Origin of the sequence: Pseudomonas sp. CCI4.2, assembly GCF_034350045.1 — a bacterium.
Taxonomy (GTDB): domain Bacteria; phylum Pseudomonadota; class Gammaproteobacteria; order Pseudomonadales; family Pseudomonadaceae; genus Aquipseudomonas.
The window spans coordinates 4165077-4190480 of record NZ_CP133781.1 but is presented as its reverse complement, the minus strand read 5'-3'; the positions used below and the strand labels follow the sequence as shown (position 1 = coordinate 4190480).

The following is a 25404-nucleotide window of genomic DNA, read 5'->3' as shown; positions in this document are numbered from 1 at the left end:
GAAGAGCGGCGGTAGCTCAAGGAATATCGATGTCCAGCAACAGTGCGTGTTGCTGTGCGCCAAAAGTGTCGCGCTCCCCTATTCCACCCTGATTGCCATGACGCTTGATGGTGAATTTGAACGCGAGCGCGGGCTCAAAAAACATGAAAGTAATCAGTTCGCCAGGAGGAATCTGGTACAACTCAGTGATCAGCTCCTGCGTCAGTACGCGACTGGTGCGGACACGTTCGTAACGCTGGCGATCAGCGAAAATGACATCGAAAGTAATTTCGAACGGGCCTGAATTCTTACTACGTATTACTTGGGCCAAGCTCTTCAGCGCTGTCATACATGGGCCTCTATCACCTTGCTTGGAAACAGTTCACAGGGCGACTCCACGTCCATCAGGTGATAAAGCGAGAATCTGCAAACAGCACCAATAGGATTCTCCGGCGGATTGAGCGGAATCGCGAAGTTACCGCCAGTTGCCATCTGCCCCGGATAAGGCATGTGCAGCATGGCGATGCGCGCAGTGCTGCAAATGGCATTGGCCAATGTTTGTGTCGAAGCGGTAACTTCTCCAAGAATGCCAACCTCGTGAGGCTCGTGGTGACTTAAGGGTTCGCGCTTTCCCATCACCGCGTGCTTGCCATATACGTGGAAGTTTATTTGCGCTTCTCCGCTGGCCATCTCAGGGTAATAACCTTGCAGATATTGGCGTATGGAAATCAGTGCCTTATCGATAATGGCAATCAGGATTGGATCACGAACACCTCCGATGAAGATTGTCCGATAACCATCAATCGCAGCACCTTCGAGCTTTACCTGGTAGGTCGACGCTGGATGGAAAATGCTGCCACTGACGCGGACTCGGCGGTCGTCGAGCGCTTCATATTTCGAACTGCGAAGGTCGAGCACGCCGCCAGGACCGGCCAGCAAGTCTGGACGGCTCTTCTCGTACAACGTATGAGCAGCGACTGACGTAGGTGTGCAACGCTCGGCTGGATTCAATGGTTCCAGATCGAAGCTGTCGGCCCGCACCGTGGCGAGAATCACCTTGCCCTTCGGTTCAGCGCAGGCACCACCACACTCCATTATCTTGCCCATGTGCCAGTAAATGCCCGGTTCGATGCCATGCAACATGCAGAAAGCAGCGAAAGGCGCCGGATCGTAAGCGCGTCCGGCCACAACTACGTCTACATCGGGATGCTCACGCAGCACCTGATAAATAGGTTCAGCGCCCATCTGAGCGACAATGTGCACGCTCTGATCGATGTCTGCTTGGGTTAGCTCTGGAGCTGAGGCACAAGACTGAGTGCGCCCTGCGGCAAAACGCGCGCTTACCAACCCTGGATCAACGTCGGCATATATCGCAACTATCTTCAGTGACTTGCCCAACTCGGCGCCGATACGCTGAATGGTCTCCACCATGTCGTCGACGTGTTTTGCCGTGCCTGGACCGCCAGCAGAACCAATCAGCAGCGGCACGCCGCGTGCCGTACAACCCTTAAGCATCACACGCAGGTCACGGACGTATGCCTCGGGCTTGGCAAGAGTCTCGCCAAGGCCCAATTGGTAAGGTCCTGGATCGGTGGATCCGGAGTCGACGATCACGACATCTGCACCGGCCTCGAGCCCTGCCTCGAAGTCAACCTCGGGCACACCGTAGCCAAGCATCCCGATCGGGGTGAGGATTTTGATTTCTTTCATGACCATTATCCTCAGACGTATTTGCGCCAGGCGCGGGTTGTCGGCCTTTTAATATCCAACGTATCGCGCAAGGTCTGGCCCGGATACTCCTTGCGGTAGAGACCACGACGCTGCAGTTCAGGCACTACTAAGCGGACAAAATCTTCATAGGTTCCGGGCATTGAGGTGGCTTGCAATACAAATCCGTCGCAGCAATTCTCGAACCACTCAACCATCTGATCTGCAACTTGGGTTGGCGTGCCGATGAACGCAGGGCCTTCTTTGATGGTGCCGCGCCCGCTGCACTCGACAAAGTCACGTACCGAAGGGTTCTTCTTACCGCTGATGCGGATGACCTGATCTCGAAGGCTGTGCCAAGATACTGTGGCCAGTTCAGCGTCGCTAAATGGCTTATCGTAAGGACGGGTCGAAAAGTCGACGTTGAGCGCTTCACAAAGCAGCGTAAGCGCATCGATTGGCCGGCCCAATGAGCCAGCGTATTCGTACTTTTCTCTTGCCAACGCTTCGGTTTCGGCAACGAAGATTTTCACCGCTGGAGCAACCTTCACAGTTGCTGGATCTCGACCAGCCGCCTGGGTAGCTTCTTTCAAGTGGGCATATTGCTTTTTGCCAATTTCTAAATTTGGATATGCACCAAACACCAATTCCGCCCAACGTGCAGCGAATGCCATTCCACGACCGCTCTGTCCAGCCTGCAGAATCACTGGGCTTCCCTGCTTGGATCGCGGGACGGTGAATGGTCCGCGCGATTTGTAGAAGCGCCCCGCGTGGTCAAGACGATGCACTTTATCCGGATCTGCGAAGCGGTCGCCCACTTTATCAAGAATTAACGCATCATCTTCCCAGCTATCCCAATGACCCATTACGACTTCCATGAATTCGTCAGCGCGGTCATAGCGCAGGTCGTGCTCTTCATGCGCGTCCCGGCCGAAGTTTTCAGCTTCTGAGTCATTTAACGAAGTAACAACATTCCAAGCCACGCGGCCCTTTGTCATTAGATCGAGCGTGGCGAAGAGACGAGCAACATGGTACGGCTCGTAGTAAGTGGTCGAGTAAGTTGCGCCGAGACCAAGCTTACTAGTGACGGCTGCCATAGCCATTAGTACTGGCGTCGGATCGAGTTTCACCGCCCGAATGCCATGTGCAACCGTTTCGTGGTGGTCAGCCCCGAAGATATCAGGCATTGCAAGCCGGTCGTCGAAGAACGCCATGTCGAACAAACCGTCTTCCAGCGTACGTGCGATACGCTGGTAATATTCAGGCTCCATAAAATCATTCATAGTCGCAGGATGGCGCCATGAACCCACATAATTGGAACAATTCTGGGCCTGCATAAAGGCGACCATGCTGATCTGACGCGGTATTTTGGAACTCATTTTTATTTTTCTCCGACAAAATGATGAGGCTCATGCCCCAGCCCCGGTCGTTTAACGCGTCCGCGCCATCAATGTATGGAGCGTGACCGTGAAACAAGGACCTTACTAAAAGCAGGGCTCATCTTTGGCGATAAATAACGCTTGAACAAATCACCTTCTGCGATAGACTTATTTGAAATTAAAATAAATCATCAAAGTGTCTTTTCCCTATGTCGAGTTCCATTTCTTCACTGCACGAGCCAATTTCGGCGATGGGGATCAAACTGGTCGAACTGGAAACCTTCCTTGCGGTCGCCGAATGCGGCAGCTTTAGCCAAGCAGCGGAATCACTACATGTCACCCAACCGTCTGTAACCAGTCGCGTGCAACGGTTGGAGTCGATCCTCGGAATCCAACTACTCGAACGAACGACTCGCAGAGTTGAACTGACCGCCGATGGCACACGCCTGGCAATCGAGGCTTCAACCGCCCTGCGAGGTCTGTTTAAAGTAATTGGCGACCTGCGCAATGAGACCCAACTGGCGCGCCAATGCGTTGTGATTGCCGCAACTCCGATGCTCGCCGCGCTCACGCTGCCACCCGTAATTCAAGCCTATACGCAGCGCTATCCCTCCGTGCAGGTGGAACTACTCGACCTCCAATACCCCGAAGCCCTTGCTGCTCTAGACAGCGGCGCGGCCAACTTCGCTGTCATCGCTTTCGAACCTCGCAGTGAGCGCTACCAACGGGAGCTACTTTGGCGCGAAAAAATGGTGTTAGTGGTGCCGGCTCAGCACCCGCTTGCAAAGTTTCGCAGCGTCGAACCTGCGATGCTGGTGAATTATCCGTTGATGGTGATTGAGCAATATCGATCGCTTCGTGCCCAGATTGCTGAAGTGTTAGAACAGCAAGGCCTGGTAATGCCACCGGTAAAATCTGTCGGCAACCTGAACACCTTACTCGGGATGCTTGATGCCGGAATGGGCGTAACGCTGTTACCGCATGTCATCGCTAAGCGCAACGATGAACGAGGAACGCGGATCGTCTTATTGGAAGGACTGGATCTGCATCGTGACTTTGGAATCGCTTATTCACAAAAAATCGATCAGAGCACCGCCGTCACCAGCTTTTGCGAGTTCTTGCGCCAACATATGGCACTCGAGGCGGCCGAAACCTCGGCTAAAGCTTGATCATTTATTCGCAGCTCCTATAGAGCGATTGACACTCGCAAATTGTTAGAGTCCTGCCTCGTGATTAGACTTGTTCTCCTACAAGACGGACTACTTCAGGAGAGCCGCTATGACCACAACTTTTACGGAATTTGATCAACGCCAGCTACGCAACGTGCTCGGCACATTTCTGACTGGGGTCACCGTCGTCACTACGCGTGACCCATCAGGTAAAGCGTTTGGCGTGACCGCCAATTCTTTCAGTTCTGTATCCCTTGATCCGCCGTTGGTGCTCTGGAGCCAATCTCTGAGTTCAAGCAGCTACCCGGCTTTTCGCGATAGCGACCGCTTCACCATCAATATACTTGCTGATGATCAGATCGCGATTTCCAATCATTTCGCGAAATCACAAGATGACAAATTCAGCTCTATTGCTCATAGCAACGGACTAGGCGATATTCCTCTTTTAGTGGGCGCAGCAGCGCACCTAGAGTGCACCAAAGTAGCAGCGTATCCAGGGGGCGATCACGTAGTATTTCTTGGTCGGGTTGAGGGTATCGGTGAGTCCTGTAAGCGGCCCTTAGCGTTTGGTAGTGGTAAGTATATGGTCGCCTATAGCCATGACTTGGGTCCGCTCGCGTTGCACCTTGGTACTTCAACGCCGACACAAATGGCCAGCGTTCGGCGAGTTATCCAAGAACTACCACAATTGGCCGAAGAAATGGGTGGTCATACGCTATGTTTAGCCGTCTGGGGAAATCACGGTCCAACTGCAATTTACTGGGAGCCTTCCAGCCAACCTGTGAGCCAGCAGTTACGGTTAGGATTAGTAATGCCTGTCACGCAATCTGCAACTGGACGCGCGTTCGCAGCATTTCTGCCTGACGAGATGACCAAGAACTTGATATCTGAAGAACTGCGCCAATATCGCGAGGAAGGTGAGGACGCGGCAACGCAACGAGAGCGCTTCGAGCACGAACTGGATGTGATACGTAGTCGAGGATTTGCTCAAGCTGCACGCTCCCAGCCGTCGCCGCTTCATCTGCAGACTGTAAATGCGTTCAGCGTACCGATTTTCAGCGATGGGCAGATGATCTTAGCGTTGTCGGTCACTTCGCCAGCTGGCCGCTTAAGTGCAGACTGTGATGGTCACTTACCAAATGCGCTCACAAACGCCGCTAAACGGCTGATGAGTTTAGTTCGGCAAACGAAACAAATTTAATTGGCTTTCAAATCCCCGCCACTGCCATTCGCAATACACCGGAATTCTATTGGATGATATCGATAAACTTTTCCAGGCATTATTTTGTTCGCATTAGCGTCAACAAAATCGACAATGCCGGATAGCTACGTTTGCAGTCCCATCTCAAAGGATATCGATGAAACCAACTGGCGGAAGTTTAGTTTAAGGACGCCGCCCTGGTCAGGGTGGTGGAATGAACTACGCTAGACCCGAAACGCTCCAATCAGCGACTTTAGCTCACCCACCTGGGCAGCAAGTTCACGGCTTGCCTGCTCTGCCTGGTGAGCACCCTCGGCAGTGCGCTCACCCGCATGGTTGATAGCCACGATGTTCTGATCGATATCACGGGCCACCGCAGTTTGCTGTTCGACTGCGGCGGCGATCTGCTGGTTTTGCTCGACTATGGTACCAACCGCGCCAAGGATATTTTTCAACGCCTGCTGCACCTTGTCCGATTGCCCCAACGTGCCGCTGGCCATACGATGACTTGTACCCATGGCGGCAACCGCAGCTCCGACGCCACCCTGCAAGCGGACGATCATGTGCTCGATTTCTTCGGTGGATTGCTGAGTGCGTTTGGCGAGGTTACGTACTTCGTCAGCGACCACCGCAAAACCGCGGCCCTGCTCACCTGCCCTCGCCGCTTCGATAGCAGCGTTCAGGGCCAGCAGGTTGGTCTGGCCAGCGATTTTTTTGATCACCTCAAGTACCTGGCCGATGGCCGTGCTGTCGGTTGCCAGTTGGTTGATCACTTGCACTGAGGTTTCTATTTCGGTAGCCAGTTGCTGGATGCTGCCAAGCTGGGACTCGACCAGCTCGCGTCCAGTTACCGTCTCGTCGTTCACGCTGTGCGCGCTGCTCACTGCCGCCGCAGCGTTTCGGGCAACTTCCTGCGCGGTGGCAGACATTTGGTTCATCGCCGTGGCCACCTGCTCGATCTGACCACGCTGCCCGGCGACAGCCTGGTTGCTGGCGCCGGAAACTGCCTCGACCCGATCGGCCTGACGCTGGACCTCGACCACCGTCTGGCCGACCCGATCGATTAGGCCGTGAATTTTTTTTACAGTACCATTGAACACCCGGCCCAGTTCCCCCAACTCATCTCGACTTTTCGCTTCGAAGCTCACAGTCATATCGCCCGCAGCAACCTTGTCCATCATTGCCCCGAGGCTCTTCAAGGTGCTGACAGTCGATACATAGAACGACGCGTACAAATAAACGATCAGCAGAAACACCAGCGCCAGCCCACCCGCAAGCCAAACCATATGCAGGCGGTTCTGCAGCAGCCTCTGCTCAAGTTCATGACGGACCAGCACTAGCGTTGCATCGTTAAGCTGGTAGGTGCTCGCCATGAACGCAGTGGTCTGGTCGTAAAAGTCGGTCCAGGCCATATCCAGAGTACTGGCCATTACTACCTTTTCTTCGAACAAGCGGCTGGCCTGTTTTAACGACACTTGGCTTTTCGCGGCCTGCTCTTGCAAGGCGTCCTTGGCCGAGCTGCCTTGCAGTGCGTCCTGAAGCTTGAGCGTGTAATCACCGTCTAGCTTGTCGAGCTGCTGGAGTATTTCATCGAACTTGCTGCTGGCAGCGGAATTAAGGAATCCCTGTCCCAGCGAATAGGAGCCCATGACACGGCCTTGAGCCAGAGCGTGGGTTACCAGCGGCGTAGAACCGACGACCAGTTCGGTCAATTGGCGCACCTGTGGGTTGTAGTCCTGATTGAAACCAGCCTGCCCGGCGACCAGCCGGCAGAACACCAAGGTCTGCGTGAGCACCTTATCGAGAATCTCGCTCTTGCTACGCAACGAGTTCTCGTTTTGCTGCTGTTTGAGCTGGTCAAGGAGTTCTCTTCGTGAAGCGTTGAAACGCTCGACGTCTTCGGACTTGTCGCTAGGAGAATTCAGCCCCTGCAACGTGCTGATGATGTCGCTGGTCAGCTTCGTAGCGCGGGCATTGAGGTCTCCGCCTTTGCCGGAGATACCCAGTACAACGTTGATAGCGACTAGGCTGTCAAGACTTTCGATATCGCGCCGCAGGCCAACGCTGGAATGCAGTAAGTCGATACTTTCAAGCTCGGCGCGGGTGGCTACGAACTGATCGTAAGAGTCGCGCACAAGGACGTAATTTGTCGCCAGCATCGGCGCGAAAAACAAGATACTGATCAGGCTGAACTTCATCGCGAAGCTCAAGCGATCCATTAAGACAATAGCCGGATATAATAGGCTTCTCACTGAAGTTCTCTCCCTATTCTTTGTTTTTATAGTGGGGATACCAATCTTGGCGGCCTGTGTAGCAGGTTGAATAGTCAGCAAGTTACGCTGACCCGCGTCCCGCTGGAGTAGCTCTGGAGGACGCAGGTCGGGTGCCGGTCATCTCCTCTTGGCGAAGATCAGCACCGATGCCAGCGCTGGGGTCAAGACTAGGGTTCCGATCATGTTCCAGATAAACAGCAGCACCAACAACACGCCCATGTCCGCTTGGAATTTAAGAGATGAAAACGACCAGGTGGCAACGCCGACCGCCAAGGTCAGGGCAGTAAAGACGATCGAGGTACCGGTGGTTTTCAGCGACTCCAGAAATGACTCTTGCAGCGTCAGCCCTTGACGCAGGAAACCTTCAATTCGGCTGTAAAGGTAAATGCCATAGTCCACGCCAATCCCCACGCCCAAGGCAATCACCGGCAAGGTGGCGATTTTTACGCCGAGACCCATTTTGGCCATCACAGCTTCGCAAAGCACGGTGGACAGGTACAGCGGTGCCATCAGGGCGAAAGCAACCTTAAGGGAGCGAAATTCCCACCACACCACCGCGCTGATTATCAAGAACACCAAAATCAGCATCAGCTTTTCAGAATGCCCGATGACGATATTGGTGGCCGCTTCTATGCCGGCGTTGCCAGCGGCCTGAAGCAGCTGTAGACCGCCAGTATTATTGGCGTTGGCAAACGTCTGTACCGCATTGGCCACTGCGGTGAGGGTTTGGGCCTTATGGTCGGCGAGGTACAGACTGATCGGCGCTACGCTGCAATCGCTGTTGATAAACTCTGTGGCGACGCCGGCGCGGGCGGTATTCATCACGTAAGGGTCGCGGGATAATTCGGCCCATTTCGGGTTGCCTTCGTTACTTGCCATGATCTTAAAACGCATCGCATTGTAAAGCGATTGCACTGACTCCACCCCAGGCACTTCGCGCATCGTGCGCTCGAATCGGCTCGCCAGGTCTGCCGCAGCGAAGCGAGCACACTGCTCTTGCGGCGTCTTGAAGATCACTACGTAAACGTCGGTGCTCGTGGTGTAGTGATTGAGCAAGTAAGCGTTGTCCTGGTTGTAACGCGCTTCTGGACGAAACTCAGGCGCACCCTTGTCCAGATCGCCGATCTTCAAGTCCTGACGAGCGTGATACCCGTAGCCCAGTAATAGCAGGCTCGCAACGATCAGCGGCCAGGCGAAGCGCGGTTCGCAGACCCTAGCCAAACGGGTAAAAACGGGCCATTTATAATTCAAACGCTGTTGTTGTTTACGCAGCCCTCCGGGGCTCACACCGACGTAGGACATCAACACAGGCAGCAGAAACATTTTTGTAAACAGCGCTACAAATACGCCGATGCTAGCTGTTATTGCCAGTTGCTGGATCACACCAATGTCGATCACCATCAACGTAATGAAACCCACAGCGTCCGCCAGTAACGCCGTTGATCCAGGCAGAAACAGCGCTCTAAAGGTGCGTCTAGAAGCCTGAAGTGGCGAGGCACCCTGCCCTATTTCGCTCATCATCAGGTTGATGTTCTGCACCGCGTGGCTAATGCCAATGGCAAAGATAAGGAACGGCACAAGAATCGAATACGGGTCGAGCCCCAAACCCAGAACACTCAGCAGACCGAGTTGGCATACCACCGTCAACAGGCAGGTCAACACGGTGACGGCGGTACTGCGCCAGCAGCGGCAGTAGCCATACAACAGCAGCGTGATCAGGCCCACGGTGATGGCGAAGAAAAGCGCAATGTCAGCCGCCGCCGCCAACAAATCACTAATGATCTGTGCAAAACCGATCACGCGAATGTGTACGCCTCGGGCGTCGAAGTGCGCCCGCACTTGTTTTTCTAAGTCATGCGCCAATACGCCGTAGTCCAAAGGCTTACCGCTTTGGGGGTCGTTCTCTAACAATGGAACCCGGATCACCACCGACCTGAAGTCATTGGCAACGAAACTACCTAGCATGTTGGCCCGCAAAATGTTCTGTCGCACCTGTGCCAAGGCTTGCGGCCCGCCGTCGTAGTTATCTGGGATGACACGCCCGGAGCGGATACCCTCGGTGGTGACTTCGGCCCACAGCGCATTTGGTGTCCACAGCGATTTGAGATTGCCTCGATCAACACCGGGAATAAAGAAAATCGCGTCATTAACTTCGCGCAGGGTGTCTAGAAACGCTTTGTTGAAGATATCGCCATTCGGATTTTCCACTACCACGCGCAAAACATTGCTCTGTGGGCGCAGCACATCTTCGAACTTCAGGTAGTTGAAGACAAAAGGATGGTGAACAGGGATCATCCGGCTGAAGCTAGCGTCCGGGCGCAGGGACAATGCGGCGTATCCGAGCAAGAGGGAAACCAGCAGGAACAACGCCAACACTAGGATGCGATGCCCGAACAGATACCGTTCAAAGCCTGCGACCAGACGGTTAGTTAAGTTGGGGGGCGTCTGAATCTGTCGTGCAGCATTCATTGCAGGTGCTCCTTGAGCTCGATCAACGACTGGTTTTGCAGACCGGCGCTGCCAATCAACACCACTTGAGTCGAAGAAACCTGACCAATACCCAGCCAAGGCAACTTGCTTTTCGAACGCCAGACTTTGAAATGTTCGCCGTCGTCGCTGTACAGCAATATCCCACCCTGTCCGGCCAATATCAGGCTGCCGTCGGTTAATTGCTGGCCCCCATAGAGGCCCGCTTTCACCGGGTTGCTTAATGCCTGCCAACTGACACCGCTGTCATGGCTAGCAAATAGCACACCGCCAAATCCCATCGCCAGAACTTCACCGTTTTTCAAGGCCAGCAGTTTGTAAAAAGACGCAGGGCCAAGAGCCATGGCAGCCTGCCAATGCAATCCGTTATCCGCCGAGCGATAGATTCGTCCGCCCTCACCCGCCACTAGCAACGTTCCATCCGCCAGGCCCAGAACAGCGTTCAGGTGCAGTCGGTCTGGGTTATCCAGGTCGGGCAAGTAGTGCCAATTCTGCCCGCCGTCGATTGTCGATAACATCATCCCGTAGGCGCCCACCGCCCACCCCTGATTGGCATCGCGAAACCACAAATTGAGTAAAGGTCGCGACGGCCCGGCAGCACTGCTGGCCTTGGCATCGTCGACGGCAAACAGTGCGTTTTCCAACGCGCTTGTTTGTGTTTTATCGTCAGGTTGCGTGGCAACCGCCTGCTGCAGACGTGTGGCCTCGCTTGCGGTCCAAACGTTGAGCAGAGCATTGATGGCGTTGCCATCCAGCTGCTTTTTCCAGTTTTGACCCCCGTCATCGCTGTGCAAGATCACACCGTCATGACCCACCACCCAGCCTCGCTGGTCATCGACGAAATATACCGCCGTCAGCAGTAAATCCACCGGCACCTTGGCTTGGGTGACGCTGCCATCGGCTGCGAGCAGCAAAATGTGGCCACTGTCACCGACCATCACCTGTCGGTCGCCCAAGGTCTGAATATCGGTGAGCGGCGAATGGCTGGCCGACGCCGACATCGGTGAAGGCCGTTGCAAACGATCAGGGACCGGTTGCGCCAGAACAGGCACGCCTACGCTTAAGGCCAACGTCAGCGCAAGCGCTGGGCGCAAAATCAAAATAGTCATCGCGAAGGTGTCTCTGCTTCGAATTCAGCAACAAAGAGCGTGGCCGCACACCGGCCTCGCTCGTTCATTCGACCGTCGTCAGTTACCTGCTCGGCGCAAGGCCGCGGGACTGAAGTCTTGAAGGGTGAAATGGACGCCGAAACTGGACTGTTTTTCCTGATTCTCCAGGCCGTTGACCACATAGCTACGCGCTTGCAGGTCGTAGGCAACGTCGCTGATCGCAATGCTCGACAACACGTCGTAGCGTTGCAGCCCGTGGGCTTCCTGCATACGCCACAGCTCGCCACGACCGTCGAAAAGGTCTGCGGCGAGAATTGCCCAGCTGTCTTCGTCGATGTAAAAAATGCGCTTGGCGTAAATGTGCCTTGCACCCGGTTTCAAAGTCGCCTGCACCACCCACACACGATGTGTTTCGTAGCGGATCAAGTCTTGATTCAGGTGATCAGGCTTGACGATATCGCTGTACTGCAATGAGCGGTCGGCCAGTTTATAAGTGTCATACGGCACAATCATTTCTTTCTTGCCGAGCAGTTGCCAGTCGTAACGATCCGGCGCGCCGCTGAACATGTCGTACATATCCAGGGTGCGCAAACCGTCAGACAAACCATCGACAGTGTCATAGGCCAATTCAGGAGCTCTCAGCACTCGACGCTGACCTGGGTTGTACTGCCAGGCAAGCCGAGGTTCCTTGACCTGATCGATCGGCTCATGCACCAAGCTTTGCTGGCCTGCAACGCTGTCCGGCCCGGTCACCTTACTCAAGTAATAGTAGAGACGGTTCGGTTCAGGGTTGCCCAATGCAGAGGCCATCGCCAACGTCACATCACGATGAATTACCGTGAAGTTGCCGCCAGGCTTGACCACCATTTCGGTAGGGAAATAATGGTAGCCACCCGAGCGGTAGCGCAGAGAATGATTGTAAAGCAATTCCTGAGCAGTCTTCGGAACCGGAAACGGTACGCTTGTTTTATCGTAATTGAGCATCCCGGCGCCATTGTCAGCCAGGGCAACGGTCCCCGCTTCTTTCTTGATCTGTTCGTACTCGGTCGCAGGCAACCCAACCGGCCGATGCGTCGGATAGACGATCATCTTGTAGCTAGCAAATTTCTGCAGCATGGCCTTGTAGCCTGGCGTCAATTGATCCGCGTACTGCGCCATATTGGCAGCGGTAATGGTGTACACCGGTTTGTCGCTAGCATACGGATCGACGTAGCCTTTACCCGGAATGAATCCGGCTGGCGCCTGGGTCAACCCACCTGTCCAGGCAGGGATGGTGCCGCTAGCGTTACCAGCCTTTTCCGAGCCAAATGGCGTCAAATCCTGGCCCAGACGCGCCACATCGGCTGCGTCGGCCTTGGCCAGCGCGACGCTACTGGCAAGACCAAGCATGCTGCCCATGACGGTCACACAAAGCAGTTTTCTTGTTTTCATTGGATGCCTCATTTTTCCGAATGCTTTTTAGAAACCCATGCTGACGCTGAACGCGACAAAGTCTTTATCCGTTGTTGCCCACGGTGTGTTGCCGCTACCCGACCAGGACAAGTCGGCAGAGTATTTCTGCAAGTAATCAGCTTTGACCCCAACTGAACCGAGCAAACGGTCTTGGACGAAGTTGCCGTCGTAGGACCAACCTTTGATGTCCTGACCAAACGCCATGTAAGGAGAAACGTTGATCCCTGCTAACAGCGAGTTATAGGTCAGTTGCGCCTTCAGACGATAACCAGAAGAAAACTTGGTGGTGTAGCCGTCCTTTGAGCAGGCGAGCTTGGCATATTTTGGATTGGACGCAGTGCCGATGGCACAACCGGCAACGCTCCCGCTGGCCAAATCGGAGCCGTACTGGTCTGTACGACCAAAGCGGGCGTCACTCAAACTTGGCAAGTTGTTCATGTACTTCATACCCATCTCGCCGACCAGGCTCAGCGTGTCTGCACCCAACACATGCTGGAACGTCTTGACAGCGCCCAATGACAGTTGCGTCACTTTCAGCCGCTCGTATCCGTCGACTACGGTGCCGGGTGCGTAGACTTGATACGCCTCGCTCGCCAACGGAATACCTAACGCTTTACCCGTACCGGGAGGCAGTGCTGCAAAGGCAGCAATGAGGTCGGCACTGGCCAGTTGTACCGGCTGATTAGGGCGATAGCTTAACTCCCCAAACACTGACGTACTCAAGACGGTCGTTGAGAAACTTACGCCAAAGATGCGGATGTCCTCTGGATAACTGACGTCGTATTCACCGTTGCCCGCTGCCAGTGCAGGGCTAGTCGTCGGGCTGACCCAACCTGGATAAGGTCCTGACGCAATCGAGCGTGCACCAATGACCGAATTCGAATATGGGGTGCGCGAGTGAATGTTCATCGCATAAGCGCCAAACTCGGTTCCAATTTCGTCGGCAAAATACCGCAAGGCGAAGCCAAACTGGCCCATGTTTCTCGGATCTTTATCCGGTGCACGCTGGATAATCTGACCATTGGCAAAGGAAGCTTGATCGTTGCTGCCTGCCCGGGGCACGCCGTAGCAGCCGTCTGGAATGTAATCGTTGGTTGAAAAGAAAGTCCCACAACCTTCCAGAACCGTTTTGCGCCATGCGAGTTGGTAAAACGACTCAACACTCAGGCTGTCGGTGATTCCGAAATTGCCATAAAGCATCGGGACCGGCAGCAACCCTTCTTTAAGTTGTGCGCCGGGACGACGCAAGGCCGCTACGTCAAGTGGGTTGATAGCGTTAATACCGTTCTGAAAAAACAACCCTTCCCCCCAACTAACCACTTGTTTACCGGCGCGCACGTTTAACGGATGTCCTTCGATATCGTAATTACCGTAGACATAGGCATCCAGCAATTCGACTCCCTGGAACTTGGCCAGCTTGTCATAGTGGGCGTCGTTCAGGGTTTGATTTTGCTGATAGCCGTTGGCCGAACTACCGTAATCGACCTCCTTGTTTTCCAACGTGTAGTCGTACCAAGCCTTGCCACGAAGGAATAGGCCGTAGTTTTTCCACTTTAGTTCGGTTTCGGCCAACAGCGTGATGGGTGAGGACACCAACTCACCGGGCTTGTGAAAGTTCAAGCGGCTGTCATCTGAGGTACGCCCTCCACCGTTATTGAACTGACCGGCGTGGCCATAACCGATGCTATTAGCACTGCCTTGATTGATCGTTGAGTTGGTCGGGCTTTGAGTGCTCCAGAGCGCCCCAGCGGTAATATTGCCATTGTAGCGGCCAGTGATTTCACCGAAGTCGAAGTCGGTGGCGCGAGCACTCAATGAGATCGCACAAGCCAACGGTGTCAAAGTCAACGTTGCTATGCTCAGCCAAGGGGTACGACGAAACGACAGATGCGTACGTGTTGTCATGCAGCAGCTCCTATTATTTTTATTTTGAGTCATGTGCGGTATTCCGTAACTCGTGCCATCCAGGCCTAAACATTGACGAATAGGTATGGAGCGTCGCCGTGAAACTAGGACCTTTGCTAAGTCCGGGCTCATATTTGGCGATAAAGAACGCTTGAACAAATCACCTTCTGCGATAGACTTATTTGAAAATCCAATAAATCATCAAGCGCTTTTCTCCATGTCGATTTCCATTGCTTCTCTGCCCGAGGCAATTTCGGCAATGGGGCCAAGCTGGTCGAACGGGAATCCTGTGCGGCATTTCGTGACTCGTCCTCGCCCTAGGCTTAAACATTGACGAATACAAAATACATTGATTTTTACTTGACGATAACGAGCCTAATCAATCAAGCAATCGCTGTAAATCTGTACGTTTTTTGTCAATGTTCGGGAGCGCCTGACCGACGGGTTTGGATCGCGGTTCAATAGGAGCGAAAAAGTAACCGATACGCCTGTGCGGGCGGGACCTCAATCTCAGTCCGGCAACGGGCCGGTGTATTTGGCTCGCGGACGGATGAGAGGTTGATGGTGATACTGCTCGCTCGCATGGGCCAGCCAACCGATTACCCGGCCTACACCTGGCAGCGCCAGCTCTTGACCTTCGAGCTTCAGTTTTCGCCCGACAAAGCACAGCAAAAGGATGAAATCAGGGGGTTGTTGAATCAATTCATGGGCCACTTGTGCCGCCTTAAGTAAGCGCTGGAATTCGACATCAGCACTGAACAGCTGTTGCAAAGTCACCAACAGGCTTTGCGCCCGGGGGTCCACCACGCCATGCATATTCGAACCAAAACCCGGAATCGCTTCGCCTTCGCGGTAGCGCTTTAAGACCGGTGTTTGTGGATTCTGCGCAGTGCAAATTTCTTCTAACAGACGGACCACTGTTTCGCCCCGACTGTAGGCTAGTCGCCGTCCGCGAGATGAGGCCAGACCGGTGACGGCCGCGTAGTACGGGGTTACGCCTGTATTGGCGGCCGCGCGAACGGTGTAAGTCGATGGATCGAGTTCGTGATCAATGGACAAGATCAATACTTGACGCACCAGATCCTCAAATGCCGGATCAACGCCCAGTGCCCCTACGATAAATGCCGGTAACGGTTGAGCACTCGGACCGTCAGCCCCCACCATCAACGCCGCCATCCAACGCACCACGCCTACGCCTGTGCGCGCATAGCCTTCTGGGGACAAATCATAGGCCTTCGGGTTTTCGCGTTCTATCAGCGGAAACAACGCAATAGCCTTCTCCACGGGGTGCAGGTCTGCGAATGCCTTTAGCAGCTGTGTAGCCGCTTTCGGCCGCTTTGGCAGTACGTCCGTGAATACGCCTGGTGCCTGCCACATTAACTCCGCGACCTGCTCAACGCTGGCGCTGGCGGCCAACTCCGCCACATCAAGGCCCCGGTAATAAAGGCCCTTGTCGGTAAGCAAGGTGATCGTACTGGACGATGCAATGCGTTGTGGCTCATTTGACAGAGCTACCACATCGCTTCTCGGCTTGGCCAGACGTTGGATGTCCGCTGCCCAATACCGGCGGCTGCGCGAACCATCCACCTTCAATGAACGAATGTTTTTACGACTGACGTACGCGTAAAGCGTGGGCAGGCTGACGCTCAGGATTGCAGCCGCCTCATCAGCTGACAGGTACAAACCGTCTTCAGGACTTTCCATATAAAGTTCTCAGGTTGATGAATTTCGTACAGATTTACAGTTGCCAATTCGCGCTATATCTTCACATTAACAAAAATAAAGTACATATATTGATCTATATATGTAGTAGGTGGAGTGAAGCACTATGGAAATACGCGTTTTGGCACCGACCGGCGTGATTGGCGCCGGATTTAAGGTAAGTTCACTGGAACGTGGTCTTGCCCTCGCTCCCCACGTTATCGCTTGCGATGCTGGCTCTACCGATTCGGGGCCTTCAGCGCTGGGCAGTGGCCGCGCTAAGCTGTCACGCGATGCCTGCAAGCGTGACTTACGTCTGTTGCTGTTGGGTCGCGACAAACTCGACGTGCCGTTGATTATTGGTTCCTGCGGTACCAGCGGGCGTGATAGCGGCGTCGATTGGATGGCCGAGATCGCGTTGGAAATCGCCGATGAGGAAGGTCTGCGCTTTAAACTCGGTTTGATCTACGCCGACCAGTCATCCGCTTATCTGCGCATGCGCCTTGAAGAAGACCGAATTAAGCCGCTGATGCCAGCTCCGCATTTCGACGCTGCCGTGATCGATAGCAGCCATATCGTCGGGATGATGGGCACCGAACCTTTGAGCGAAGCACTTGATCAAGGCGCGCAAGTCATTCTCGCCGGTCGCGCAAGCGATTCAGCGCTATACGCTGTCGTTCCAGAACGTATGGGTGCCGACCGAGGCCTAACGTGGCATGCGGCCAAAACGATCGAGTGCGGAGCCGCTTGTTGTGTAACCCCAGCGGCCGACGGCTTGATCGCATACATCCGCGACGATCATTTCGAGATCGAACCACTGGACTTGGACGCCAAGGTCACCCCGCTATCGGTAGCAGCACATACGCTCTATGAGAATGCCAACCCGTATTTGCTTACTGAGCCGTCTGGCGTTGTCGACACCGAAGGCGCGATATACACCGCGCTGACTGACCGCACGGTAAAAGTCAGCGGATCGGCTTTTCATCCAGCCGACGTATACACCGTGAAGCTTGAAGGCGCACAGCCGAACGGTTTCCAAACTGTGGTAATCGGCGGTATTCGAGATCCGAACGTGTTCATGGCCCTCGATACGTTGTTGCCCAAGGCTCAGGAGTATTTCAACGCCCGGATTGCCGATCTGTTCGGCGGTCGCCTTCAGCCGAACGAATATGACATCAATTTCCGCCTGTACGGCATGGGCGTTGTCATGGGCCCGCTGGAAGTCGAGAAGCACCCTAAGCCGTCAGAAATCGGGGTGTTGATCACCGTCACGGCGCCGTCGCAGGAGTACGCCAGCAAGATCGCCAGTTTCGTAGCGCACGTCAGCGCCCACCTGCCAGTGCCCGGTTACGAAGGCCTGATCAGTACCATCGCCTACCCGTTCTCGCCGCCTGAAATGGAGCGCGGGCAGATCTATCGCTTCAGCGTCAACCACGTGCTGCTGCCCGACGACCCGTTGGAAATGTTCCGCATCAAGCTACTTGAGGTCTGACCCATGACAACCATTTCTGAACTGTGCAGCCTGGTGCGTTCGAAAAACGCCGGCCCCTTCGTCCTGACCTTTGACCTGATGTTCACCAATGAGGACAACTACGCCCGGGTGCGCCGCACCCAGCCGCTCACCCGAAGCATTTTGGCGCAGCTATATAAGCAAAAGGAAGAGGACATCGTGCTGGTCTATCACGACGCGGCGCGCGCCATCAAAGCCTCGTTCCCGCGCCCGGTGTATCAGGGCGAATTGGCCGACAGCGATTGCTATGGCGGCCAGCAGTACGTGCCGCTGCTGTCGATCCAGGTTCCGGAGTAAGCACGGGCAAGACCTGCAGAACTCGATAACAAGGATAAAAATAATGAGTGTTTTTTCAGCCTCGCCGCTTCAACAACCGGCCATGTCTGCGCAGGCGATGCTCGCTGCACGCATGGATCGGCTGCCATCGAGCAAGGTGATCTGGCAGATGGTGATTCTATTGTCGCTGGGTGGTTTTTTCGAAACCTACGAGCTGTTCTCAACGAGCTTTGTCATCCCAGGCATTATCCACAGTGGCGTACTGACCGCCTCCACCGCCGGATTATTTGATATTCACGGTGCGGCCAGTTACATCGCCGCCACGTTTATTGGCATGTTCATTGGCACCTCTTGCGTCAGCTTTGTCGCCGATCGCCTCGGTCGGCGCAGGGTGTTTATTTATGCACTGCTGAGCTATTCCGCATGCTCACTGATCATGGCCTGCCAGACAGACGCAATGGGCTTATGTTTCTGGCGCTTGATGGCCGGAATCGGACTAGGCGTGGAATTAGTGACCATCGATACCTACCTTGGAGAACTGGTTCCACCGGGAATTCGTGGTCGTGCCTTTGCTTATAACCACGTGATTTCTTATTTGGCGGGCCCGATCTGCGGCGTTTGCGCGCTGCTGCTGGTGCCCCATGAACCCTACGGAATAGAGGGTTGGCGGTGGGTAATTGGTCTCGGCACGCTAGGTTCGCTTGGTGTATTTCTGCTGCGCGGCAGGTTGCCGGAAAGTCCACGCTGGCTCGCGAGTCGCGGCCATATTGATCGCGCCGAGCAAATTGTCGCAGAGCTGGAGCGCAAATCCGTTCAGCAAACAGGCCGCGATCTTTTATCTCCGACCGTCACCAGCCTGCCACCACAGGAACACAAAGGACATTTTTCCGAGTTGTGGAACCGCAAATACGCCCGGCGAACCGTCATGTTGGTGATCTTCCACTTTTTCGCCTCGATTGGCGTGTACGGCTTCATGAACTGGGTACCAACTTTTCTTATCGAGCAGGGCGTATCGGTTGCGCACAGCTTGGCCTACACCATCGCTATGGGCTGCAGCGCTCCGCTTGGACCATTGCTCAACAGCACCTTTGCCGACAAAGTTGAACGCAAGTGGCAAATCGCCGGGGCGGCGCTGGTGATGGCTATCGGCGGGCTAGCCTTCGCATTCGTCCGCGAGCCTTCACTGGTGATTCTGTGCGGGGTGCTGGTAACAGTGGGCTCAACCGTCATGTCGGTGAGCTACCACGCGTATCAATCAGAACTCTATCCCACCCGAATTCGATCCCAGGCGGTCGGTTTCGTGTACTCGTTCAGCCGTATTTCCGGAATGCTCAGCGGCTTCATGATCGCCTTCTTGCTCGGCCATTACGGCGTTATATCAGCGCTTGGGCTAGTGGCCGGCAGCATGGTGGTCGTCGCTCTGATCATTGGAACGATGGGGCCCCGCACCCGAGGGCGCACCCTCGAAGCCATTAACGATTGACCCTTACTCCGGTCGCTGCCGAGCAGCGCCACTGACCCAAATGCACCAAGGAGAATAAAAATGAGAGACACCTATAATGGCCCTTGGAACTGGATGGCCTCTGACATGGAAGACCCGGTTCAATGGTGTATTCACCTGACGCCGGCTCACATCCGGGCCCTCGACAACGCCCTGCGTAGCGCGAAAAAAGGCGGCGTGACACTCGACAGACTAACCAAGGAAAACTTTCCGCTTAGCGACTTCGACCAACTGATCCCTGAAGTGCTCGACCGCTTGGAGAATGGCCGTGGCGTAGTGGTATTGCGTGGCCTGCCAGCGCTCGACTACAGCAAGGAAGAATTGCGACTGATGTATTGGGGTCTTGGCCTGTATCTGGGCACTGGCGTATCACAGAGCAGCAAAGGCGATTTGCTCGGTGACGTGATGAACTTTGGAGCTGATTTCAACAGCTCTACCGGCCGTGGCTACATGTCAAAACAGGCCCTTGGGTTTCACTCCGACAGCGCTGACGTTGTCGTACTGATGGTGTTGCGCACAGCAATGAATGGCGGGGTAAGCAAAATTTGCAGCTCGGTGGCGATCCGAAATGAAATCGCACGCACCCGACCCGATTTGCTTGAAGTGCTCTACACACCCTTTTACTGGAGCTGGAAAGGCCAGCAGGCGCCCGACGAAAAGAGTTACTACCCACAACCGACCTATTCTGAACATAAAGGCAAGTTCGCGTCCCGGCATATCCCGCCGCATGTATTGAGCGCCCACGAGGACAATCCAGAACTGGGCCCGCTGCCCGACAAGCAGAAAGAAGCCATGGTATTGATCAACCAACTGGCAAACGAGCCGCGGTTCCACTTCGGTATGCTCTTCGAGCCGGGCGATATCCAATTACTCAACAACCACGTGACTATGCACTCGCGCAGCGAGTTCGAAGATTGGCCAAACGAGCCTGAGCGCAAACGCCACTTGTTGCGCATGTGGCTCTCGATGCCGAACACCCGCGAGCTCAGCCCGCTGATGTCGGCCCTCTATCAAGACCAGCGTGGCGGCACAGTCCGCGGTGGTTTCCCATCACGCACAGGCTCGCACAGCTTTGAAACGGTTGCTGCCAAGGATTGATGCCATGAACGAACTACCTTTTGCGATGATCCTTGCCCAAGCGCTAGCCTCGTTAACCGTCGACCACTTGACCGCAAACGTCATCCAGACCGCCAAACGCGGCATCATTGATACCGTTGGAGTGACCCTGCTTGGTGCGACCGAGCCGGTGGTCGAGGTGCTGCACAAAACCCTGACCGGCACCCTCGCCAACGGCCCAGCGCTGGTGTTCGGTGCACACCAGCGCATAAGTGTGCTGGACGCTGCGCTAATCAACGGCACCGCATCCCACGCCGCCGACTATGACGACATGGCCCGGCATATGGGCGGCCACCCATCAGTAGCGCTGGTGCCCGTGATCGTGGCCCTTGGCGAGGCGCTCGGCTCGACCGGTCTAGAGCTGCTGGAGGCTTATGTAGTCGGTTTCGAAACGGTCTGTCGGCTGGGTCGGGTAGTTCACCCACATCATTATGAAACCGGCTGGCACCCGACCTCGACACTGGGTGTGTTCGGTGCTGCCGTGGCGGCGGCGCGTTTACTACGCCTGAATGTGCAGCAAACGGCTACAGCGCTGGCCATTGCGGCGTCGCAATCGGCTGGCATCAAAGCCAACTTCGGCACCATGACCAAGCCATTGCACGTGGGCCAGTGCGTGCGCAACGGCCTGTTCGCCGCGCAATTGGCGAGCCAGGGCTTTACCGCTAACCTCGCGGTGTTCGAGCACAAACAAGGCTTTTTTGCTTCTTACGATGGCATGGCCAACGTGCACCCTGAACTCTTGCTTGATCAATGGGGTGGCATTCTGGAAATCGAACAGAAATCCGTCGGCCTCAAGCAGTTCCCTTGCTGCGGGAGCACCCATCCGGCAGTGAGAGCCATGCTGCAACTGCAGCGCGGCGGTTTGCGTGCCGAGGACGTCGAATCGATCCTGATTACCACCCACCGCCTACGATTGCCGCACACCGATAATCCCGACCCGAAAACCGCACTGGGTGCCAAATTCAGCGTGCAGTACGTTACAGCGCGCGCCTTGGTGGACGGCGTCGTGCGCCTCAAGGATTTCGAAGGCGAAGCCCACAACGACCCCAGCGTGCGTGGATTGATGGCCAAGACATCATTGGCCGTCTATCCGGATGAACCGAAGCAAACCACGGCATCCAGTAATGAATTCGCTGCCGACATTCGCGTGCTAACACGCACTGGCGAGACTTTGCTCAGCAAGGCTCCACATGCCCTCGGTCGTGGCGGCACAAACCCTATGAGCGACGAAGAAATGTGGACAAAATTCAGCGACTGCGCATCTCGCATGATGCCGCAAGCGCAAGCGCTGGTAGCCTTCAATGCCTGGCAACAACTGGAAAACTGCCAGCGAGTCGTTGAGTTGACGCAACTGCTTGAGGTACACAGCGCATGATGGATGCTATTACACGCAGTTTCTTTTATGCGGGCGGTCGCTACGTAACGGACGACACTGGCAAGCAACTGATGGTCGGGCAAATGTACGTTGAAGTCTTCACGCCCGCCGAAATCACCCAGCGCTACCCTCTGGTGATGATCCACGGCAGCGCGCAAACGGCTACCAATTGGTTGCGCACTCCGGATGGGCGCATCGGTTGGGCAGAGTATTTCGCCCGTCAAGGCTATGCGGTACACGTGGTCGATCAGCCGGCACGTGGCCGGTCGGCTTGGCACGCTGGGTTCAACGGTGAACTTGGCAGTATTCCAGTGGCGGCGACCGAGCGTTACTTCACCGCAACCGCCGAGTTGGGCGAGTGGCCCCAGGCTCGCCGGCATACACAATGGCCAGGCACCGGTCGACAAGGCGACCCGGTATTCGACGCGTTCTACGCCAGCCAGGTCGATTATCTAGTCGACAGCGTCGAAACCGAACACCTCTTCCAGGCTGCGGGCAGCGCCCTTCTCGACACTATCGGGCCGGCGATTCTGATTACCCACTCACAATCCGGACCGTTGGGCTGGCTGCTCGCCGATGCCCGGCCTCAGTTGGTAAAGGCCATTGTGGCGGTTGAGCCGCAAGGCCCACCCGTGAAAAACATGTCGTTGCAAAAGGCTCTAAAAAACCAGACACAGGACACGTCCGGGCAGCCGCCTCGGGTCGGCGGCATCACCGACATCCCGCTTGCCTACGACCCACCGCTCGCTGAGGGTCAAGCCTTGGTATTCGTTCAGCAAGACCCCGTAAATAATGCGGAACGAGTACCGTGTTGGCTTCAACAGTCCCCTGCCCGGCAACTCCTCAATCTCGCGCATGTACCGGTACTCATCGTGACCGGTGAGGCCTCGTTCCATGCACTTTACGACCATGGTACTTACGAATATCTGATCCAGGCCGGCGTACCCTGCACCCACTGGCGCCTGGAAGACTTCGGCCTCTACGGCAACGGCCACATGCTGATGCTTGAACGCAACCACTTGGAAATCGCCGAACTGCTCAGCCGTTGGATCGCCGAAATTTAGGGCTTATTGATACATTCTCGCAGCTTGGCGGCTTAGGGGGCGCATGCCCGAAAAGGATCCAGCGGATGCTGAAACAAGGTTTTAGACTACATTCTGACCGGTCACTATTATGGCTGGTGGCCGGTGGCTTTTTTATGCTGACGCTCGATGCCACGGTGGTTACCACGGCGTTACCGGCAATGGCGCGCAGCCTTGGTGAAAGCCCGCTGCGCATGCAGTCGGTGATCGTCGCTTACGTTATGACCATGGCCCTGCTGATACCGGCCTCGGGTTGGATCGCCGACCGCTTTGGCACACGGCGTGTGTATATCACTGCCATTGGTTTATTTACTTTTGGCTCGCTGTGCTGCGGGATGGCACAAAGCTCCGAGCAGTTGATTGCCGCTCGGGTATTGCAAGGTCTTGGTAGTGCGTTGATGTTACCCGTGGGGCGTTTGGCCGTGATCCGCGTATTTACCGGCAACCGCTTATTACCTGCCATCAGCTTCGTCACCATTCCCAGTCTGATCGGCCCATTGATTGGCCCAGCGCTCGGTGGCTGGCTGGTGCAGATCGCCAGTTGGCAATGGATATTCCTAGTCAATATACCGGTAGGTTTTATTGGTGTGCTGGGCGCCTGGATGTATATGCCAGGGCGGCCGCTCAGCGGGCTTGGTCCATTCGACTTTGTCGGCTACGCCTTGCTCGCCCTTGGCATGCTTTGCGTCACATTGGCGCTCGACGGCGTCGCCAGTTTTGGCTTTGGCTGGGAAATAGCGTTGACGTTAATAATGCTGGGTTCAGCCAACCTAGCGGGCTACTGGCGGCATGCAATGCGCCATCGCAATCCTTTATTTCCACCGACCTTGTTTCGTGTCGCCAGCTTGCGCATTGGTTTGTGGGGCAACTTTGTAGCGCGTTTGGGCTGCTCCTCGACGCCATATCTGCTGCCGTTGTATTTCCAGGTATGCCAAGGATACTCCCCGCTGAATGCCGGCTTGCTAATGCTACCCATAGCGATGGCGGGGATGGTGGTGAAGCCGCTGGCCAACCGCTTGGTTACCCGCTTTGGATACCGCAATGTGCTGATTAACAATACCTTGTTGGTCAGCCTCACTATTGCCAGCTTCGCCATGGGTCGAGGCCCACGAACTCTCTGGCTGCAACTACCCGCGTTGTTATTTTTTGGGGCCTTTAACTCTCTGCAGCTTACGGCGATGAGCACGCTGACACTGAAAGACTTGGCTCCGCAACAGACCAGCAGCGGTAATAGCACACTGACGATGGTACAAATGCTTGCGATGGGGATGGGCGTATCTGGAGCTGGTGGTTTGCTGGTGCTGTTTTCCCATCTGTTCGCCAGCGATGCTGAAGTAACTCTGTTGACTTTCCGCACAACCTTTGTGTGCATGGGAGCAGTAACTTTCCTGTCAGCCGCGATTTTTTGGCGGCTGAACAATGATGCCTTAAAACCCAGTTTAACTAGGTTGGGTTAGTCGATGAAAATCGACCACGCATACCAAGCTAGTATCGCTGACATAGCCGTCAAGGGTTTTAAGAGGGGGGTGCTCTGACCACGATGTTCACCTCTGAATAAAACGCTTCATGGGCAATCCCTACGATGAAGTTCTCAGAAATCATAGAAAGGGTTTGATCAAGCGTTTTTCTTCACACCTCTGGGCCAAAAACAGCCGTTCGGACCTATATAGGGATGCAGGAACGAGTCATATCTCAACTTGGGGCGACACCTAACCTAAGCTTTGAACAATTGGTGGGAGTATCGAAAATGCCACTATCTAGCATCGTGCACGAGCAGACGCCGGGCGATCATCCAGGTAGGCAGCGCGTCCATCACTGGCGCGGCTTTTTCTTGTCGCATTCGTCGGCGTAAATCCGGTTCCAGGTCGCGGACTTCACGCTCGATTTCGAACAGCAGCTGAATGTATCGCAACGCCTGTTCGGCCAGTTGGCGCTTGTGTGTGGCGTGCAAATCGAAAAACCTGCACCGTGCATGGGCCATGCAACCGATCTCGGTCACGCCCTGTTCAAAACTGGCCTTGTAGCCGCCAAAATCGTCGCAGACCAACTTGCCTCGGATCTGGCGTTCGACGGTGAACACGCTCGGTGTGTAGTCGAGTTTTTCGCTGACATCCTCGCCAATACGCTTGAGTGCGCAGCCGCACTGCCAGTGGCTATTGTCGGGTTCGTGATGAATCAGGGT

Annotated in this window: 18 protein-coding genes and 2 pseudogenes; 9 read left to right on the top strand and 11 right to left on the bottom strand. The window is 55.1% G+C overall.

Going from position 1 to position 25404, the window contains the following annotated elements:
• Nucleotides 1-16 precede the first annotated feature (16 nt).
• Genes RHM65_RS19015 through RHM65_RS19005 form a run of 3 tightly spaced genes read right to left on the bottom strand, consistent with a single transcriptional unit; the run spans nt 17 to nt 3065 of the window.
• Nucleotides 17-328, bottom strand: coding sequence for a DUF4387 domain-containing protein (locus tag RHM65_RS19015; RefSeq protein ID WP_322170410.1), 312 nt, complete (start codon nt 326-328; stop codon nt 17-19).
• Complete coding sequence (locus RHM65_RS19010; protein WP_322170412.1) at nt 325-1689, bottom strand: acyclic terpene utilization AtuA family protein; 1365 nt, start codon at nt 1687-1689, stop codon at nt 325-327. The genes RHM65_RS19015 and RHM65_RS19010 overlap by 4 nt, the downstream gene beginning before the upstream one ends.
• Nucleotides 1690-1700: 11 nt before the next feature.
• Nucleotides 1701-3065 carry an LLM class flavin-dependent oxidoreductase gene (locus tag RHM65_RS19005; RefSeq protein ID WP_322170415.1) on the bottom strand — a complete coding sequence of 455 codons (1365 nt, stop codon included), beginning with the start codon at nt 3063-3065 and terminating at the stop codon, nt 1701-1703.
• A 209-nt stretch (nt 3066-3274) separates the two neighbouring features.
• Here RHM65_RS19005 and RHM65_RS19000 point away from each other — a divergent pair, with 209 nt between their 5' ends.
• Both RHM65_RS19000 and RHM65_RS18995 read left to right on the top strand, forming a co-directional pair.
• Nucleotides 3275-4234: a LysR family transcriptional regulator gene (locus RHM65_RS19000; protein WP_322183905.1), complete on the top strand. Its 960-nt coding sequence runs from the start codon at nt 3275-3277 to the stop codon at nt 4232-4234.
• Nucleotides 4235-4343: 109 nt separating this feature from the next.
• Nucleotides 4344-5435, top strand: a complete 1092-nt coding sequence (locus tag RHM65_RS18995) for a flavin reductase (RefSeq protein WP_322170421.1) — start codon at nt 4344-4346, stop codon at nt 5433-5435.
• Between the two features lie 224 nt (nt 5436-5659).
• Here RHM65_RS18995 and RHM65_RS25475 read toward each other — a convergent pair whose 3' ends face one another.
• From RHM65_RS25475 to RHM65_RS18965, 7 genes and pseudogenes are all read right to left on the bottom strand, one after another.
• Complete coding sequence (locus RHM65_RS25475; protein WP_416195074.1) at nt 5660-6364, bottom strand: methyl-accepting chemotaxis protein; 705 nt, start codon at nt 6362-6364, stop codon at nt 5660-5662.
• 153 nt (nt 6365-6517) lie between these two features.
• A pseudogene (locus RHM65_RS25470) lies at nt 6518-6721 on the bottom strand (HAMP domain-containing protein); the annotation flags it as partial.
• 1104 nt (nt 6722-7825) lie between these two features.
• Complete coding sequence (locus RHM65_RS18985) at nt 7826-10177, bottom strand: efflux RND transporter permease subunit (RefSeq protein WP_322183903.1); 2352 nt, start codon at nt 10175-10177, stop codon at nt 7826-7828.
• Nucleotides 10174-11304, bottom strand: coding sequence for a WD40/YVTN/BNR-like repeat-containing protein (locus tag RHM65_RS18980; RefSeq protein WP_322170431.1), 1131 nt, complete (start codon nt 11302-11304; stop codon nt 10174-10176). The genes RHM65_RS18985 and RHM65_RS18980 overlap by 4 nt, the downstream gene beginning before the upstream one ends.
• 78 nt (nt 11305-11382) lie before the next feature.
• Nucleotides 11383-12735 carry a DUF1329 domain-containing protein gene (locus RHM65_RS18975; protein ID WP_322170434.1) on the bottom strand — a complete coding sequence of 451 codons (1353 nt, stop codon included), beginning with the start codon at nt 12733-12735 and terminating at the stop codon, nt 11383-11385.
• A 27-nt stretch (nt 12736-12762) separates the two neighbouring features.
• Nucleotides 12763-14661, bottom strand: a complete 1899-nt coding sequence (locus RHM65_RS18970; RefSeq protein ID WP_322170437.1) for a DUF1302 domain-containing protein — start codon at nt 14659-14661, stop codon at nt 12763-12765.
• Nucleotides 14662-15171: 510 nt separating this feature from the next.
• A complete protein-coding gene (locus RHM65_RS18965) occupies nt 15172-16365 on the bottom strand; it encodes a citrate synthase (RefSeq protein ID WP_322170440.1) in 1194 nt (397 codons plus the stop codon).
• A 124-nt stretch (nt 16366-16489) separates the two neighbouring features.
• Here RHM65_RS18965 and RHM65_RS18960 point away from each other — a divergent pair, with 124 nt between their 5' ends.
• The 7 genes from RHM65_RS18960 (at nt 16490) to mdtD (ending at nt 24679) form a co-directional block, all read left to right on the top strand.
• Complete coding sequence (locus RHM65_RS18960; RefSeq protein ID WP_322170443.1) at nt 16490-17854, top strand: acyclic terpene utilization AtuA family protein; 1365 nt, start codon at nt 16490-16492, stop codon at nt 17852-17854.
• 3 nt (nt 17855-17857) lie between these two features.
• Nucleotides 17858-18169 (top strand): DUF4387 domain-containing protein, encoded by a 312-nt coding sequence (locus RHM65_RS18955; RefSeq protein ID WP_322170446.1) that lies wholly within the window; start codon nt 17858-17860, stop codon nt 18167-18169.
• A 43-nt stretch (nt 18170-18212) separates the two neighbouring features.
• Nucleotides 18213-19631, top strand: a complete 1419-nt coding sequence (locus tag RHM65_RS18950; protein WP_322170449.1) for an MFS transporter — start codon at nt 18213-18215, stop codon at nt 19629-19631.
• Between the two features lie 60 nt (nt 19632-19691).
• Nucleotides 19692-20747 carry a TauD/TfdA family dioxygenase gene (locus RHM65_RS18945; protein ID WP_322170452.1) on the top strand — a complete coding sequence of 352 codons (1056 nt, stop codon included), beginning with the start codon at nt 19692-19694 and terminating at the stop codon, nt 20745-20747.
• A 4-nt stretch (nt 20748-20751) separates the two neighbouring features.
• Nucleotides 20752-22140, top strand: coding sequence for an MmgE/PrpD family protein (locus tag RHM65_RS18940; RefSeq protein ID WP_322170454.1), 1389 nt, complete (start codon nt 20752-20754; stop codon nt 22138-22140).
• Nucleotides 22137-23204, top strand: a complete 1068-nt coding sequence (locus RHM65_RS18935; RefSeq protein WP_322170457.1) for an alpha/beta hydrolase — start codon at nt 22137-22139, stop codon at nt 23202-23204. The genes RHM65_RS18940 and RHM65_RS18935 overlap by 4 nt, the downstream gene beginning before the upstream one ends.
• Nucleotides 23205-23269: 65 nt before the next feature.
• The gene (gene mdtD / locus RHM65_RS18930) at nt 23270-24679 is read left to right on the top strand and encodes a multidrug transporter subunit MdtD (RefSeq protein WP_322170460.1); all 1410 of its coding nucleotides are present in this window, start codon (nt 23270-23272) and stop codon (nt 24677-24679) included.
• A gap of 311 nt (nt 24680-24990) precedes the next feature.
• Here mdtD and RHM65_RS18925 read toward each other — a convergent pair.
• Nucleotides 24991-25404: pseudogene (locus tag RHM65_RS18925) on the bottom strand (IS66 family transposase); the annotation flags it as partial.